The 17,072-nt window shown below is 45.1% G+C and carries 14 protein-coding genes; 5 read left to right on the forward strand and 9 right to left on the reverse strand.

Annotated features, from left to right (window positions below; all coding sequences use genetic code 11):
* Positions 1–44 precede the first annotated feature (44 nt).
* From VHE99_02545 to VHE99_02555, 3 genes are all read right to left on the reverse strand, one after another.
* A complete protein-coding gene (locus VHE99_02545) occupies positions 45–563 on the reverse strand; it encodes an FKBP-type peptidyl-prolyl cis-trans isomerase (GenBank protein HVV67903.1) in 519 nt (172 codons plus the stop codon).
* Positions 564–709: 146 nt separating this feature from the next.
* Entirely contained in the window at positions 710–1,501 is a 792-nt protein-coding gene (gene truA, locus VHE99_02550; GenBank protein ID HVV67904.1) for a tRNA pseudouridine(38-40) synthase TruA, read from the reverse strand.
* A complete protein-coding gene (locus tag VHE99_02555; protein ID HVV67905.1) occupies positions 1,501–2,886 on the reverse strand; it encodes a FimV/HubP family polar landmark protein in 1,386 nt (461 codons plus the stop codon). Before VHE99_02555 ends, truA begins: the two co-directional genes overlap by 1 nt.
* Positions 2,887–2,960: 74 nt before the next feature.
* Between VHE99_02555 and folB the strand changes: the two genes are divergently transcribed.
* Positions 2,961–3,323 carry a dihydroneopterin aldolase gene (gene folB / locus VHE99_02560; GenBank protein HVV67906.1) on the forward strand — a complete coding sequence of 121 codons (363 nt, stop codon included), beginning with the start codon at positions 2,961–2,963 and terminating at the stop codon, positions 3,321–3,323.
* Positions 3,324–3,367: 44 nt separating this feature from the next.
* Here folB and ankH read toward each other — a convergent pair whose 3' ends face one another.
* Complete coding sequence (gene ankH / locus VHE99_02565) at positions 3,368–4,741, reverse strand: Dot/Icm T4SS effector AnkH/LegA3 (protein ID HVV67907.1); 1,374 nt, start codon at positions 4,739–4,741, stop codon at positions 3,368–3,370.
* Between the two features lie 52 nt (positions 4,742–4,793).
* Positions 4,794–5,441: a hypothetical protein gene (locus VHE99_02570; protein ID HVV67908.1), complete on the reverse strand. Its 648-nt coding sequence runs from the start codon at positions 5,439–5,441 to the stop codon at positions 4,794–4,796.
* Between the two features lie 156 nt (positions 5,442–5,597).
* Between VHE99_02570 and VHE99_02575 the strand changes: the two genes are divergently transcribed.
* The gene (locus tag VHE99_02575) at positions 5,598–6,365 is read left to right on the forward strand and encodes a hypothetical protein (GenBank protein ID HVV67909.1); all 768 of its coding nucleotides are present in this window, start codon (positions 5,598–5,600) and stop codon (positions 6,363–6,365) included.
* 195 nt (positions 6,366–6,560) lie between these two features.
* On the opposite strand, the gene VHE99_02580 is transcribed toward VHE99_02575, so the two are convergent.
* From VHE99_02580 to VHE99_02590, 3 genes are all read right to left on the reverse strand, one after another.
* A complete protein-coding gene (locus VHE99_02580) occupies positions 6,561–7,574 on the reverse strand; it encodes an aspartate-semialdehyde dehydrogenase (protein HVV67910.1) in 1,014 nt (337 codons plus the stop codon).
* Between the two features lie 142 nt (positions 7,575–7,716).
* On the reverse strand, positions 7,717–10,479 hold the full coding sequence (locus tag VHE99_02585; protein ID HVV67911.1) for a valine--tRNA ligase: 2,763 nt from the start codon (positions 10,477–10,479) through the stop codon (positions 7,717–7,719).
* A gap of 48 nt (positions 10,480–10,527) precedes the next feature.
* Positions 10,528–10,953: a DNA polymerase III subunit chi gene (locus VHE99_02590; GenBank protein ID HVV67912.1), complete on the reverse strand. Its 426-nt coding sequence runs from the start codon at positions 10,951–10,953 to the stop codon at positions 10,528–10,530.
* Between the two features lie 199 nt (positions 10,954–11,152).
* On the opposite strand from VHE99_02590, the gene lptF reads away from it, so the two are divergent.
* The 3 genes from lptF to glnA all read left to right on the forward strand — a co-directional run bounded on the left by lptF (position 11,153) and on the right by glnA (position 15,110).
* Positions 11,153–12,262 (forward strand): LPS export ABC transporter permease LptF, encoded by a 1,110-nt coding sequence (gene lptF, locus VHE99_02595; protein HVV67913.1) that lies wholly within the window; start codon positions 11,153–11,155, stop codon positions 12,260–12,262.
* Between the two features lie 200 nt (positions 12,263–12,462).
* Complete coding sequence (gene lptG / locus VHE99_02600) at positions 12,463–13,527, forward strand: LPS export ABC transporter permease LptG (protein HVV67914.1); 1,065 nt, start codon at positions 12,463–12,465, stop codon at positions 13,525–13,527.
* Between the two features lie 161 nt (positions 13,528–13,688).
* The gene (gene glnA, locus VHE99_02605; GenBank protein HVV67915.1) at positions 13,689–15,110 is read left to right on the forward strand and encodes a type I glutamate--ammonia ligase; all 1,422 of its coding nucleotides are present in this window, start codon (positions 13,689–13,691) and stop codon (positions 15,108–15,110) included.
* Positions 15,111–15,245: 135 nt separating this feature from the next.
* Here the strand turns inward: glnA and VHE99_02610 are convergent.
* Positions 15,246–17,072: hypothetical protein (locus VHE99_02610; GenBank protein HVV67916.1), on the reverse strand; the 1,827-nt coding region annotated here is incomplete at its 5' end.

Consider the following 17,072-nt stretch of genomic DNA (forward strand, 5'->3'; position numbering starts at 1 on the left):
TTATTTCCTTAAGTTTATTAAAATTGGCAATCAAGGAAGATGGGCTAGGGTTTTACTGCGATCAAATGCACTTTTATAATGAGCACTTCATTTGGACCTACATTGCCCTTCCCCTGCTGGCCATATCCAAGCGAGGCCGGTACAAATATCAGCCAAGTAGACCCAACTGGCATTAATCGCAAGGCTTCTTGCATCCCTGGAATAACAGCAGTCACTGGAAGCTCCCTACCTTTCTCACTCTGAAAGACCTGGTCATTCAGTTTACGCCCTTCAAACGTTAAAACAACCTTGGTGTTTTTCTCCAGTTTATTGCCAGTACCTGCTTCTAACACTTTATACTGCAGATGACTAGGCAATACGATAACACCAGGTTTGGTTTTATTTTTCGCTAAAAAAGCTTCACTTTGCTTTTCATTCGCATCGCTAACCGTCGAAGTATTTTGTGCTGAGGATGATGTTGAAGACGTTGAAGAAGGGGGTGTGGATGATGTTTCTTTTACTATCATAAAAACAATAATCACTAGTACTATGAGAATAATTATTCCAATTAAAAATTTTTTCATGAAAACTGCTCCTTGTTTAATTTGTTTTAAAAAAACCAGCTGTTAATTTTTGGAACCAACGTCTTCCATGCTCAATGAGAGGTATCTATTCTCTTTCCGAAATTGATAAAAATCAAGAATTACCAGACAGCTATTTCCCCATCTTTTTAAAAGGGGGATATAACGCTATCACGACCGCCAGGTATTGCATCCAGTGGGGAATAAGTGATATCCACTAAATAAAGTCCCTCCGGCGGCGCTGTGATACCACCTAATTTACGGTCACGTCCCATTAATACTTCTTGCGCCCAAACTGGCTGTCGCTTAGCCACACCAATTTCTATTAATACGCCAGCTATGTTGCGCACCATATGATGTAAGAACGCATTAGCCTGAATATCGATTTTGATGAAATCACCCCGGCGGACAATATCGAGCCGATGTACACAACGCCGAGTGGTTTTTGCCTGACAATCTGCACCACGAAAAGCACTGAAATCATGTTCTCCCAGCAAATAATTTGCTGCAACACGCATTTTGTCTTCATCTAGGGGATGAATAAACCAGGTGACATGGCGCCGCAAAATAGCTGACGCAATTCGATGATTATAAATGATATAGTGGTAACGACGTGCCACAGCAGAAAAACGTGCATGAAAATCTTCACTGACCTCTTTCGCCCAAATCACGCGGATATCTTCTGGTAAACCATGGTTGACTCCCATGACCCAAGCACGGCTATCGCGTGGTCTTGCGGTATCAAAATGCACAACTTGGCTGGTGGCATGCACGCCTTTATCCGTGCGCCCTGCGCATACTACTTCGACTGCGTGGTCGGCAACGCGTGACACTGCCTGTTCCAAACATCTCTGCACTGTCATTAATTTTTCATTGGTTTGGCTTTGCCAGCCATGATAACAAGTACCTTCGTACTCTATCCCCAACGCCCAACGCATCATTAATCACCCTGCGCCAGCCTTGCTTGCTCCAGCAATAATTCAGCTTCACGCTGCTGGGCCTTGGAACCTTCGGCAAGCACAGTTTTTAACGTCTCTTGTACTGCCACGTAATCTCCCATTTCTAAATAAGCCCGCGCCAAATCCAGTTTCACCGGTATGGCATCTTTAGTATTCATAAAGCCGTATTCCATATCTTCACCTTCAGCTTCCTGTCCAGGAGTCAGATATTCTTGTTCTTCTTCTATTAATTGCTCAAAGCTCTCAAGCTCGGAGATTTTCATGGGTGAATAGTCTGCCTCAATCTCGGGTTCAGGTTCTGGGATAATTGGCTGTTCCGGTTGTTGGAAAAACTCTGGTGCAGGTTCATATTCCGGTTCAGATTCTATCCCTGGACTTGGTAAGGGTGATGGTGTTTCTGCCTTAGCCGCATCAGACAAAGAGGATGCTCTTTGCGACCTCGGCCAAAATAGCCAAATCAGTAATAATATACCCGCAGCCATCAACACCAAACCGATGGCTAATAAAAAAACCGTGCTATCCAAAAAGCTTCTTGGCATAGATTCCTCCTGAATCTCAGTTCGTGGCGCCTGGTTATTGACCGTATTGGCTGCTTCATCAATTCCAGGTATAGGTTTAGGCGTTACTACCTGGGGCGGCTGCGTGTTTTCAACCACAGGCAATGAGGATGGTGCTGGCGGGATGGGGGTAGAAGGCGCTTGTGAAAACTGCGGCGGCGGCAACTCAATAGCTGCTTTAACCGGCTGCACGGGTTGTGCTGAGGCTTTTTGTGGCATGGGCACCACACCCACCGTATGCGCTGCAGGTTGTACTAGAGCTTTGTGTGGGCTTATCGTTGCGGACTGCAGGGTATTAATATCTTTGGACAATAATTTTTGTGATTCAACCAAGGCTTGTTGCAATTGCGTCATTTGCTGATTCATCTGACCTACGCGTTTTTGCAAAGCTGCGTTTTGTCTGCGTAAATCTGCTAATTCTGATTGAATATGTTGATCTTCGGCGGTTGTGCCTTGAGGAATTACAGGTGACTTGGTGATAGCCGGGCTAATCTCAGTAGTTTTTTTAATCGAGGTAGGTTGAGAGATGGAAGTTATGGTATGCTGTGCTGCTACCGATGAGGGTGGCGCTGACACTACCGATTTTGCAGGTGACACTACCTTTTTGACATGAGTAGGGCTAGGCGCAGGCGATGAAATTTCATTAGCTTCCGGCTGAACATTGGCGGCTCCGGTTTTGATCTTTTGAAAAGCATTCAGGAACACATCTTCAACATTAGCAGGATCAGCGGGGTCAGAATTAGGCGCAGCATATAATGTCACTGGCAGTGCTATTATCAGTATTATCCATTTTATACAATTAATTTTCATGAGAATCCCTCATTTTTCTTTAAACTCCAACATGTTATATAAAATTCCACGCTGAAGCCAGGAGGGAATAACCCATGGATAAAATTTTTATCGAAGGACTGGAAGTAGAAACGTTAATTGGTATCTATCCTGAAGAACATAAAGCCAAACAACCGCTAGTACTGGATATAGCCCTCTTTACAGATACTCGTAAAGCAGCAAGCAGCGAAGATATTGCTGATACGATAAATTATGATGCTTTGGCGGAATATTTACAGCAGTTAGCGTCTAATGGTAAATTTTTTCTATTGGAAGCTTTAGCCGAACATCTGACACAAGCAATATTGCAGAAATATTCTGTTAAAGGAGTGCGGCTACGCATCCATAAGCCCAATGCAATTGGCAATGCTTTGGCAACCGCGCAGGGGGTGGGAATTGAGATTGAGCGTTGGTGTTAATCTAGGCCTGTAAGCTGTGTGAGAGGAAATATAGTACATTCCAATTATTTGCTATAAAGATCCACCAACTCCAGCAAATTGCGCCCCGCTGCCGTATCCTTGTAAACCGCTAAATAACTATCCAACACATAGCGATAATCCTTGGTCGCCAAAACCGCCAAAATTTTATTCGCACGATCAATGTCTTTGGTCTGCGTATAACGGCAAGTCTGGAATAATACCGCAGCTAATATCGCTACTTTAGAGGCTTTGCGGGCGGGACTTGCGTCATAGAAACTTTCCACGCATTGATGCAGAGCCCAATCCTTATCCCATTCCAACCATTGTTTATAAATCGCCAACGTCGCTTCCTGATAATGCTGAAGATCCACGGCGCGTGGAATGCCCATCTGTAACCATTGCATTAACAACATTGTGGGCACAGCCGCTTCGACATTAGCCCAGGAACAGTTGCCGCTCAATTGTGATCTAAGCGGCAAGGTGGTTACCAATTCTAGACCTAATACTTTGAAAATCCCCTCGCTGACAAAACGGCGGTTTTGTTTTTTGTAAAGCAGATGCTTAACGAATTCCGCATTAAACGCATAAGGGTTACCGATTTGATAAATCGCCACTGCTGGATGATGCAGGCTATACGCACCGCGATCACATTTCGCAAAAAAATGACCGCATTTGATAAAGGTAATGGCATGTCCTTCATAGCCCACCGGCAACAATAGTAGCTGCCGCTCTGATATTGTTTCAATGCGATGCCCCAGTTGGGCAATATTAACCAGATGTTGCTGGTATTTAATCAGCTCGCCTGCTATGGCAAATGCTTCAATCATATTTTGCAGCTCAGCAAAATGTGAGCGTAGATTACGTGCAGAGAAATTATTTTTGAATTGCAGTAAAGAGTCTTGGATGACGCTGATGGTAAATTCTAAAACAAATCCCTCAAAATCCAGCTCAATGAAAGTGTTTTTATTATCAACGATATCGACGCGGCCACTCAATTCAAAGCGATGGCCAATCAGTTTCGCGTTGATATAATCTTGGGCGAATTTTAGATCGGCGCCATAACGGTATAATAGTTCTTTTAAATCCTGCTGATTACGCAGCAAAGCTTGGAGCAGTACGGGTTGCGCGGATTTATTATAGGCATTGGGATCAGCTTTATTGTCCAGCAATAAACGACAAAGTGGCAGATTATTGTTTTCTACCGCCCAATGCAGCGCCGTGCCACCTGTCAGGTCTTTTTTGCGCACATCGGCGCCTTGTTTGATGAGTAATGCTGCAATTTCGGTGTTATTGGCGATGGCGGCTTCAATCAACGGGGTAAACCCGTAAATATCGAGCGCATTCACATCTGCGCCAGCAGCAAGTAGGCTCCTGACTTCGTTGATATGGTTGTTTAGGATTTCATTGGTTAGGGTCATAGGGTTGTCTGAAAAAATAGCTGTCAGTTAGGACTCAGGAGGACAATCGACACTACATCCCTGGACGATGATCACGAGTCAAAGTCGGTCTGCTAATCAACGCATTTTCCAGTTTCTTCTGATTATATAAATCAATGCGCAGCTTCAGATTGTTACTTAATTCAGGGCTTAATTTCAATTCAGGATTATTTTCAATCTGTTCTGCAATATTCTCAAACAATTCATCCTGGGCACTGTGCGCGGCTAACGGCGAATCATGATCGGCCATGCCATCATATCTTTGGCCGTTTAAGAGGGGATGCTGCGGGAGATCGCCGCCAGCGCCGTGGCTGTTAGCTAAGCCAGCTTCTTTCTCATTAGCGGCTTGTTTCTCGCGAGATTGCTTCTGTTTTTTGCGCTGCGTGGAAACTGCACCAAATTTACCCTCTCCTTCCATCAGCAAACGGGTTAGATCTTCGGCTTTATCATCGACCAGTTGGGATAACGCTTGACCCCATTCATCAACCAATGGCTTATATTGATCGCTTTTTTGCTCAGAAAATGGGATAACGACTTCGATTTGCCCAGCGCTACTACTACCCGGGCCGCCCACATCCTCATCATCATCCAGATCCAATGGTGCAAGGCCATAGCGTTGCTTTTGACGCTGAGAGCCCAGATCATAGGCATCAAACCCAGCTGATTTGTTTTCTCTGGACATAACGACTCCGCCTTTTCAAATTGTTGCATGGTATAGCTTAACATGGCTAACTTAATAAAATCTTAATAGAAGAAATTTACTGTTTAAGACAACCCTAATAATAGTAGATTATTATTAAACATAAATTTTATCATATTAAGCAATAAGAGGTTCTTAATGGCAGACGAAAAACAAATAGTAAGCATACAAAGTGCTAAAACTGATAATTTAGCAAATATTGGGAAGGATAGCTTAGGGCATGTAGCCAGTTTTTTTACTAACAGGGATCTCTTCAATACGACATTGGTCAGCAAAGGGCTTCGTGACCCCATCTCAAATAGCGAAATCTTCAAAAAGAAAAAAAACCTAGTTCATTTAGATAAACTATTTAACATAATTGATCGCAGGATTAATATATCTCTCAGCCAAGAACAAAGACAAGAAGTTTCCAAACTATGGAACAATATTCTCAAAAATCCGCGATATATCACTGATCTGGCTAGGCTAGAAGCTACTCTAAAAACGCATCAAAACTTTTTACTATCATTAAGAATTCCTTTGTTAGGCTGCATTCCTGTCGGCGTAATTTTGGCCGCCGTCACTATCGGCACTGCACTTTGTGCCAGTTATGCAGTACCCGATGAAAATCACTCGGATAAGGACGTTTTATATGCGCTTAGCCTCGCAACCGGAACCACCACATTGATGACAACTGGACCCAGTGCTATTGCAATTTATGATAAACATCAAATTTCAAAAACCAATGAATTATTTACAGCAATGCTGGAAGAAATCGCAGCACTTAAACTTCGATATCCACATCTAGCTACTGACGATGCAAAGGAAAGAAAACCACAATCCGTAGAAATTCATATTGAAGGTGGGGATGAAGATGAAGACCTGCAACACCCCTATCAGCGTTTGCCTGATGGGGGGGCTCTCTGAAAGTTTTTTCCTCATAAACAGAAAGTCCAAATCTAACTAAAGCCTTGTCATTCCCGACTGCGTCCACTAATGTCCGGGGAATAGTTATTTTTAGTTAGTAGCACCCTCCTTCTCCCCTTGTGAGAGAAGGAGGGTGCTACCCAAAAAGTGACTATTTCCCCGGACAGAGGGAAGTAGGTTACTCTGAAACTTTGCCTACCAATATTCACTCACCAACACCTCAGCAATTTGCACCGCATTTAAGGCCGCACCCTTGCGCACATTATCGGCAACCACCCATAAGTTCAAACCCCGTGGGTGGGATAGATCTTCGCGTATCCGTCCCACAAAAACGGCATCACCTTCGGTACCCTCATGTGCCGGAGTAGGATACTCGGGATCGTCCATCACAATAATGCCTGGAGCATTGCGCAACAATTCACGAGCTTGATCTTTAGTTAATTTATCGCGGGTTTCAATATGTACCGCCTCGGAATGTCCAAAAAATACCGGCACGCGTACGGTAGTCGGATTTACCAAAATACTGTCATCACCTAAAATTTTCTGTGTTTCCCAAACCATTTTCATTTCTTCACGGGTATAACCGTTATCTTGGAAGGTATCGATCTGCGGAATGACATTGAAAGCAATGCGGGTGGGATAAACTACTGGTGTGACTGGGTGACCGCTGAGCAGATGGGTGGTTTCAGTCGCCAAAGCCTCAATACCGGCCTTGCCACTGCCCGACACTGACTGGTAGGTGGCGACATTAATGCGCTCTATACCGACTGCGTCATAAATGGGTTTCAGTGCCACTACCATTTGAATGGTGGAACAATTGGGATTAGCGATAATATGTCGTTGGCGGTAATCTGCTATGGCTTGCGGGTTGACTTCAGGCACAACCAAAGGCACATCGGCGTCGTAACGGAATTGCGAAGTATTATCGATGACAACACAACCCGCCTCGGCGGCAACGGGAGCATAACGCGCAGAAACGCCAGCACCGGCAGAAAATAAGCCTAACTGCACTTTAGAAAAATCAAAGTTGGCAGCATCTTCGACGGTGATGGCGCGATTTTTGAAATTGACAGTTTCGCCGGCAGAACGTTCACTGGCCAGTGCATAAATTTTTCCCACAGGAAAACTGCGCTGTTCCAGTATCGATAACATCGCCTCACCAACAATTCCGGTGGCGCCCAGTATGGCTATATCAAATGCAAGACTCATGTTTTTTCCTTTGTGATAGATGCTTCAATTTCCTTCTCACTTGATTTATTCAACGAAGAAAATCAAAAGCACAGGCATTGTCATTCCCGCGCAGGCGCACTAGCATTTTTTATAGGGGCAAGTTTACAGCAATTCTTTTAGTTCAAACTTGCTGCAATCGCTCCTTTTGCGCTTGTAATTTGTCTAATAACGCCTGTGTTTCCTCTGCGCGCTGGCGCTCTTTTTCAACCACCGCTGCCGGTGCTTTTTCAACATAATCCGCATTAGCCAACTTCTGTTGAATACGCCCCAGTTCTTTGTGCAATTTATCCAATTCTTTATGCAAACGCTGCAATTCCGCAGTTTTATCAATTAACCCTGCCAGCGGAATAAACAATTCCAGCTGATTAACCACTGCCGCAGCCGCAGGAGGTGCAGCTTCATCTTCGGCCAGCCAAGTAATAGATGCTAACCGCGCCATAGCCATTAACAAAGCAGAATGCGCCTCAACCTGCTTTTTATCTGTAGCATCCCCTTTGCGCAATAACAATGGCAAGGGTTTACCAGGAGCAATATTCATCTCACCACGAATCTGGCGGATGCTCAATACCACTTGTTTGAGCCAATCAATTTGCTGAGCAGCCTGCACATCCATTTGTTCTTTATCAAACACTGGATATGACGCCAGCATAATCGTTTTGCCTTGGATACTTAATAAAGGCGCAACGCGCTGCCAAATTTCCTCAGTGATAAACGGCATTATGGGATGCAGCAAACGCAATACCGCCTCCAAAACCACCAACAAAGTGAGGCGCGCCCCGCGCTTTTCAGGCGTAGCTCCCTCTCCTTGCAATACCGGTTTAGAAAATTCCAGATACCAGTCGCAATATTCATTCCAAGTAAACTCATACAATTGCTGTGCCAACAAATCAAAACGGTAATCGGCAAAAGCTTCCGTAACCTGCAAAATGGTCTCTTGCAAACGTGAACGAATCCAACGATCGGCCACGCTGAACTCTACAGCGCCACTCGTTAAATCTGCAGCATGTTCTTCTGTATTCAGCAACACATAACGCGCCGCATTCCATAATTTATTGCAGAAATTCCGGTAACCTTCAATACGTCCCATATCAAAATTGATGTTACGACCAGTACTGGCTAAAGCACAATAAGTAAAACGCAGCGCATCGGTGCCAAATCCTGGGATACCGTTGGGAAATTCTTTACGCGTCGCCTGTTCGATTTTGTTAGCTTTATCGGCTTGCATCAATCCGTGCGTACGTTTAGTGATTAACCCAGCTAAATCAATACCGTTAATCAGATCGATGGGATCAAGCACATTACCCTTGGATTTGGACATTTTCTGACCTTGACTGTCGCGTATTAACCCAGTGATATAAACCGTACGAAAAGGCACTTGGCCTGTGAATTTCAAACCCATCATCATCATACGCGCCACCCAGAAAAACAGGATATCAAAGCCTGTAACCAGTACGTTGGTGGGATAGAAGGTAGAAAATTCTGGCGTTGACTCTGGCCACCCCAAGGTGGCAAACGGCCATAAGCTGGCTGAAACCCAGGTATCCAGTACATCTTCGTCTTGGTTAAGTATAGCATCTGAGGGTAAATGATATTTCTTTCGCACCTGGGCGGCATTTTCTGCAGCATAAGCTTTACCGTCGGTGTCATACCAAACCGGAATACGATGTCCCCACCACAACTGACGACTGATGCACCAATCCTGAATATTTTCCAACCATTGAAAATAGGTTTTAGTCCAATTTTCCGGCACAAATTGCATTTGTCCCTGCTTGACGGCGTCAATGGCTGCGCTCGCCAAAGATTGCATTTTGATATACCACTGATCGGTCAGATACGGTTCAATCACGGCACCGGATCTTTCACCGCGCGGCACTTGTAAGCGGTGTGGCTGAACTTTCTCCAAAAGACCTAGGTTTTCCAGATCAGCAACAATACGTTTGCGAGCCACATAACGCTCCAAGCCCTGATAAGCGGGTGGTGCGTTTTCATTGATATGCGCGTCCTTTTTTAAAATATTGATTAACGGTAATTGATGGCGCTGACCCATGGCATAATCATTAAAATCATGGGCGGGGGTAATTTTGACACAACCCGTGCCAAAGGTCGGATCGACATACGTATCGGCAATGATGGGTATGGTTCTGCCGGTCAATGGGTGATTAATGTGCTGTCCGATAAAGTGGCGGTAGCGTTCATCCTCAGGATGGACAGCGACGGCAGTATCTCCCAGCAAGGTTTCCGGTCGGGTCGTCGCGACAATTAAGGCTTCTTTACTCGCAACCAGCGGGTAGCGGATGTACCATAAAAAGCCCGCCTCTTCTTCAGAAATGACCTCAAGATCTGATACGGCAGTTAACAGCGACGGGTCCCAGTTCACTAAACGCTTACCGCGATAGATCAGACCCTGATCGAAGAGCTCAATAAATACTTTTACCACAGCCTGATTAATATCAGGGTCTAAACTGAAGCGCTCACGCGTCCAATCTACCGATGCACCCATACGCCGCAGCTGTCCTTTGATGGTGCTGTCAGATTGCTCTTTCCATTGCCAAACCCGCTGCTCAAACGCTTCGCGGCCGATTTCGAGCCGCTTTTTACCCTCCTTCAGCAGTTGCCGCTCAACCACCATCTGCGTCGCAATTCCCGCATGATCGGTGCCGACTTGCCATAAAGTTTGTTTGCCGCACATACGCTGGTAACGGATTAACGCATCCATCAAGCTGATCTGAAAGCCATGCCCCATATGCAAGGTGCCGGTGACATTAGGCGGCGGCAGCATGATGCAATAAGGCTCTTTGCTGTTTTGTGGCGTAAAATAACCTGCTTGCTCCCAGGTTTGGTACCAGTGTTGTTCTAAGTGTTTTGGATCGTAGGTTTTTTCCATTATGCGACCATTTTTGTTTTTTATGAAAAATTAGGGAATACCGTGACCCTACCGAGTCACCAACTCACAGCCCTGAGATTTATAATACCGATAGCGTTCTCGCGCCAGCTGACGCGCCACAGGTTCTTCAGGAATTAATTCTAATACTTTCGAAAACTGGGCGTAAAAATTCGGCACGGTAGTAACCAAGTTGATTAATACATCAGCTGCTGGCGGCAAAGGAGACTCTGGACAACCAAGCAACACTGACGCAGTCTCAGATGTTTCACCCAACCATAACTGATGCGGCAAAAAACTATCATCGCGAAATGACCACAACAGATTGTCCAAAACCTTTAGACTGTCTTCTGATTCAGCATATAAATACACCGTGTGCTGTTGTCGATAAGCTTGTTCTGTCAACTGACAAGCCGCGTGGAATATCTGTTCAGTGTTCATTGCTCCAATTAAATGGAAATCAACTGTGGTTTTCATAGGATAATAGTTTGAAATGATTAAAAATTTTTGTAACTTCCTAGCGCTTCGTCGTAGCTTCTACGTCATCCCATTGGCATTGTAATCCCCTCTGCCCTTATGGGAGAGGGGATACAGCACGAATCAATGGCTTTCTTTCTAATACTCCGTAACACAAACTATAGTACCAACCCAACGCCCGCAATAGTATACTTACCCTATGATTATTTTCCGCTATCTCGTTAAAGAAGTTTACGGCACATTATTAGCAAGCACTATTATTCTACTTCTTTTGCTTATCAGTAATCAGTTCGTGCACTACCTAACCCAGGCTGCCTCTGGCGTAATCCCCATACGTACGGTCATGCAAATCATGTCCATCCAGGTTCCCCTGCTGCTTGGGATACTGCTGCCGCTTGGATTATATGTCGGTATCCTCATGGCCTATGGCCGGCTATATGTAGACCGAGAAATGACCGTACTATCGGCCTGCGGCTTAAGCAAGGCAGAACTCTTAGGCATGACTTTAGCTTTTTCACTTGTCATCTGCGCCCTGGTCACGGCACTGACACTTTGGGCACAACCTAAAGTGGAGAGTTACAAACGCCAAATTTTGATTGATGCCGCCTCTGCCTCACCTTTAGAAAAAGTATTCCAAGGCCAATTTACCAAAATTAGTTCCGCCAACCTGCAATTTTACGTGGAGAAATTATCCAGCGACCATAAGCGCCTGGAAAATATTTTCGCCGCTCAACCCATCATCCCGAAAAAACCCTCTTTACCTACGGGTTGGAATATTACCGTCGCCGCCGACGGTCATCAAATGATTGACCCCAAGACTGGCGATAAATTTATTGTTCTGAATAATGGCGCGCGCTATACCGGTACGCCTGGTCAGGCTGATTTCCAAGTGACACAGTACAAAACTTATGGGGTGCGCATCCAGCCTAACGCCGTACCGCTTGATACCCGCGTGGAAACTCTACCAACCCCGACACTCTGGCGGCAGCGACATCAATCTCCCCAGATGGCAGCAGAACTGCAATGGCGGCTGAGTCTGCCGCTATCTGTGCTCATTTTAGCGCTCATCGCGCCACCGCTTAGCAAAGTCGATCCGCGTCAAGGACGCTATGCGCAGTTATTACCGGCCATTTTGTTATATATTCTTTACTTGAACTTGTTATTTATTGGCAAAGCTTGGATAAAAAGCGGCAAAATCCCCGTGAGCATTGGGTTGTGGTGGATACATGCGCTTATGTTAGTTATTGCTGTAATTTTGCTGGTTCGCTTTATTGGGTTGCGGCGCATAGTTTCGTTACTGAAATTGTAGGCAGCTTAGCCGCTTCCTCTTAGTGCCTTGACATTTTTCCTTCTCCCCTTGTGGGAGAAGGTGGCCGAAGGCCGGATGAGGGATGAGTTTAGGTTGGGAGATAGCTACTGCAAGCTTACCCCTCATCCGCCCTGGCGGGCACCTTATCCCACAAGGGGGGAAAGGATAATGTTTTATTCTTTTTTATAGACACCAAGAAAATGAAAATTTTACATAAACACATCAGTACAACCGTGATTGCCATGACTGGACTAGTCGTGTTGGTAGTGGCCGGCTTGCAGATATTTATCGGCTATATTGAGGAATTACACAATATCGGCTGGCATACTTATAATGCCTTTAGCGCTTTTTTGTTTGTGTTGATGTCATTACCCCATGATATCTACCCTTTATTTCCTGCCACTGCATTAATCGGCTGTCTAATTGGACTTGGACGGCTCGCCACACAAAGTGAATTAATCGTCATGCAGGCTTCCGGCGTATCTAAGCTGCAAATAACTACTTCCGTGATTCGAGCAGCTATTATCATGCTCATTGTCGCCACCTTTATCGGCGAATGGATTGCACCTCGAATTAAAGCTTATGCCGAGGAATATAAATTCAAAGCGCAAAACGCAAAGGAACTCTCTTCCGTTTCACGAAGCGGCTTTTGGATCAGAAGCGGCAACAATTTCATTTACATCAACAGAGCCTCACCTTCAGGAGAATTAAGCGGAATCATTCGATATCAATTTAAAGAGCAGCAATTAATTTCGGCCAGCACCGCCAAAAGTGGTGTGAAAAAAAATGGGCAATGGATTTTTTCCGATGTAACAGAAAGCCAGTTCAATCCCCAAACGGTGAGCATTCAACACTATCCGCAACAAATATGGCCGCTGACATTTAATCCTAAATTACTCGCCAAAGCCCAAGTCGATGTCGATAACACCACCCTCATCGGCCTTTATCAATACATCAAATATTTAAAAACCACCAGTCTATCCACCAGTGCAGCGGAATTTACCTGGTGGGAACGCCTACTGCAGCCGCTTTTAACGCTAGTCATGATTAGTTTGTCGATCCCGTTTATTTTTGGTTCATTGCGCACCATGACTATGGGTTTGCGCATCGTGATTGGCGTTGCAATTGGTTTTGGGTTTTATACTCTAAATGAATTTTTAGGTCCGTTCAGTCTGGTATATAACGTCCCGCCTTTATGGGCGGCAGTGACTCCGGTTGTTTTATTTGCGTTGGTGGGGGGAGTTTTGATTCGGGCTTTGAAATAAAAGCGCCGCTGTTTGAATTAAAAATCCGCCAAATTTCTAGAATCCTCCCATTGCACATAATCCATTTTTGCTTCAAAATCAAATGCCGTCAGATTCGACTTTGAAGTATGTAAATTCGCCCTGATCCCTTGCCCACCTAACTTATTTGACGAGGTCTCCCAATGTCAGACGCTTTAATCAATAAAGCCCTCAGTTTTATTCAAGAACACAATGTAAAATTCGTTGACCTGCGCTTTACCGACACTCGTGGTAAAGAACAACATGTCTCTGTACCAGCCGACTACGTTGATGCTGATTTTTTAAAAGAAGGTAAAATGTTCGACGGCTCATCCATCGCCGGTTGGAAAAACATCAGCAACTCTGACATGATCCTGCGCCCTGATTTAAACGCCCCGCATTTTTTAGATCCGTTTTTCGATGAGGCCACTTTGGTCGTTCGCTGCGACATCATAGAACCCAGCAATATGCAAGATTACGAACGCGACCCCCGCTCGGTGGCGCGTCGTGCTGAAGCTTATTTAAATGCAAGCGGCATTGCCGATGCCTGTTTCCTTGGACCAGAACCAGAATTTTTTATCTTTGATGATGTACGCTGGAAAATAGCCATGGAGCATTCATTCTTTCAAATCGATTCCGCTGAAGCTGCCTGGAATTCTGCCACGGAATACGATCACGGCAATATCGGTCATCGCCCGGGTATCAAAGGTGGCTATTTTCCAGTACCGCCAGTTGATTCCTCACAGGATATACGCTCTGCCATCTGCCTAACCTTGCACGAATTAGGACTAAAAGTTGAAACCCATCACCATGAAGTCGCCACCGGCAATCAGAATGAAATCAATTTCCGCTTCAATTCCCTACTGAAAAAAGCCGATGAAATGCAGATGTTTAAATACGTCGTGCACAATGTGGCGCATGCCTATGGCAAAACGGCCACTTTCATGCCCAAGCCACTGGCAGGTGATAACGGCAATGGCATGCACTGCAATTTATCGCTTTCTAAAAATGGTGAAAATTTGTTTTTAGGGAATCAATATGCCGGCCTTTCTGAAACCGCCCTTTATTTCATTGGTGGCATTATCAAACACGCACGCGCATTGAATGCCTTCACTAACCCAACGACCAACAGCTATAAACGTCTGGTTCCTGGGTTTGAAGCACCCGTGTTGTTGGCTTATTCCGCACGCAATCGCTCTGCTTCTATCCGCATTCCTTACGTGCACAACCCCAAAGGCCGCCGTATAGAAATCCGCTTCCCGGATGCTTTAGCCAACCCTTATTTAGCTTTCGCAGCTATTTTGATGGCAGGACTGGATGGTATCCGCAATAAACTAGACCCAGGCGCACCGATGGATAAGGATTTGTATCATTTATCTGTGGATGAATTGACGCATATACCAACTGTATGCTCCTCACTCAATCAAGCATTGCTGGCTTTAAAAACCCATTCAGGATTTTTATTGGAGGGTGGGGTATTCACCCAAGATCTACTTGATGCTTATATTGATCTGAAAATGGAAGAGGTCAACCGTATGCGTATGCTGCCGCATCCGGCTGAGTTTGATATGTATTATAGTGGTTAAAATGAAAATGTAGCGCCTTTACTGCTTTGATGATGCAGCAAACTCCTTCTCCCACAAGGGGAGAAGGAGTTTGCTGCATCCGAAAAGTGACCATCTCTCAGCGTCTGATCCCGCGATTAAGTGGGGGGATGATGATTATCGGCTCATTGACATTGAAGGAGTAAAAGTTCTGCTCTGCTGCTCTTCTTCCTCATCCTCATCTTTTGCCGCCCTATTACTCATCTGATTTTGCACACTGGTCTTATGCCAATCATTAGGACTGCATACCATTTCATCAGCACTTTTAAGAGACCCAAAAGCGCGAGGGTCAGCGCTGCTAAGATCTGGCGTATTGCTACCTAAGCCGGAAGATTCTGTCCCGCCCGCCGGATTAGCACTACTCAGATCTGGTGTGCTACTGCCTAAGCTCGAAGAGCCTGCCGCGCCTGCAGGATTGGCCTCACTTATATCCAGTTTTCCGTCGCCTGGGCCAAAAGAGTTTGCGCCCTCTGAACTAGAAAAAGAAACTCCTTCCTCTTGAGATTTCTCTTTTCCACCAGCCTTATTAACAAGCTCAACTACTTTTTTGCCACCTTCAACCGCTTTACCAGAGGGCAATTTTGTCCCATATTTCACTGTATCTGCCATTGCATTGTCAGTGAACTCAGGTTCAATTTCTTTTTCTTCCTTGTCTTCCTCTTTCTTTTCTTTTTTATTCTTTTGCTTTTTATCTTGTTTATCTTCTTTCTTGTCTTGTTTGTCAGAATTCTTATCTGGGTTGTCGTTACTAGAATCTTGAGAGGAATTACCTGAGCCTCCTTTAGCGACCTCCGTTAAACCTTCAGTTACGCTATCGGCACTGCCACCCGCTTCGCCAAGACTTTGGGTCATATCACCCAGAGTACTCACAGTCTCACCGGCGCCTTTAATGGTTTCACCACCAACTTTAAGCGTTTGACCGGTGCCTTTAAGCGTTTCACCAGCAGTTTTAGTTACTTGTCCGGCACCTTCAGCTGCTGTACCTGCACCTTCAATTCCTTTACCCAACGCAGCAATTGGAGTTCCCGCAGGCCCCAAAAGACTACCCGTTCCTGCAATCAAACTACCTGTGCCTTTAATGGTTGAGCCAGCGACCTCCATAGTCTCGCCGCCTGCCTTCATCGTCTCACCTGTAACCTCCAAGCCTTCACCGGTAACTTCAACGCCTTCGCCTGCCACCTTAACACCTTCACTGGCGCCTTTAAGTGCAGCAGAACTGGTCTGCCCTACTGTGCTACTAGCAGCACTGGCAGCTTTGCCAGTATTACCCACTAGCTCGCTGGTATTACCACTCATTTCACTTGCGGTCTCTCCAGCTTGCTTAACAGGATTTTCAACATCCTCAGCAGGCGTATCTTTTTCAGGTTGACTGTCTTGTTCTTTATCTTTTTTATCCTTATCTTTTTTCTTATTGTCTTTTTTTGGCTTGCCTTTAGAATTTTCTTTGGGTTCTTCTTTTTTCTTATCTTTAGTCAAAAAATCTTTTATGCCCTTGGCAACTTCGATTCCAGCCACCATGCCTCTTTCTATTCCATAAGCAAATGGACTGTCTTTCTCACTCTTCGCTTCCTCCAGCTTATCCTCTGGCTTTTTGTCTTTATTTTCTTTTTTCTTTTGTTTTGGTTCTTTTTCAGGCTGTTTTTCTTTTGGTTTAGGTTGATTTTTGGGGGCAGTATTTTCTGTCTTGTCTGTGGCGACAGTTTCTTCTTGAGAAGATTCAACTGAGTTGCTGTTACTCACATTATTTGTAATATCCTCAACTGCGCCACTTACACCTTTACTTATCTCACTTAAACCTTCCCCGCCAACACTGGTTACTTCACCTAAACCTTCACCGCCAACACTGGTTACTTCACCTAAACCTTCACCTACTTCACCTAAACCTTCACCGCCAACACTGGTTACTTCACCTAAACCTTCACCTACTTCACCTAAACCTTCACC

Source organism: Gammaproteobacteria bacterium, from assembly GCA_035546635.1.
GTDB lineage: Bacteria > Pseudomonadota > Gammaproteobacteria > JAURND01 > JAURND01 > DASZWJ01.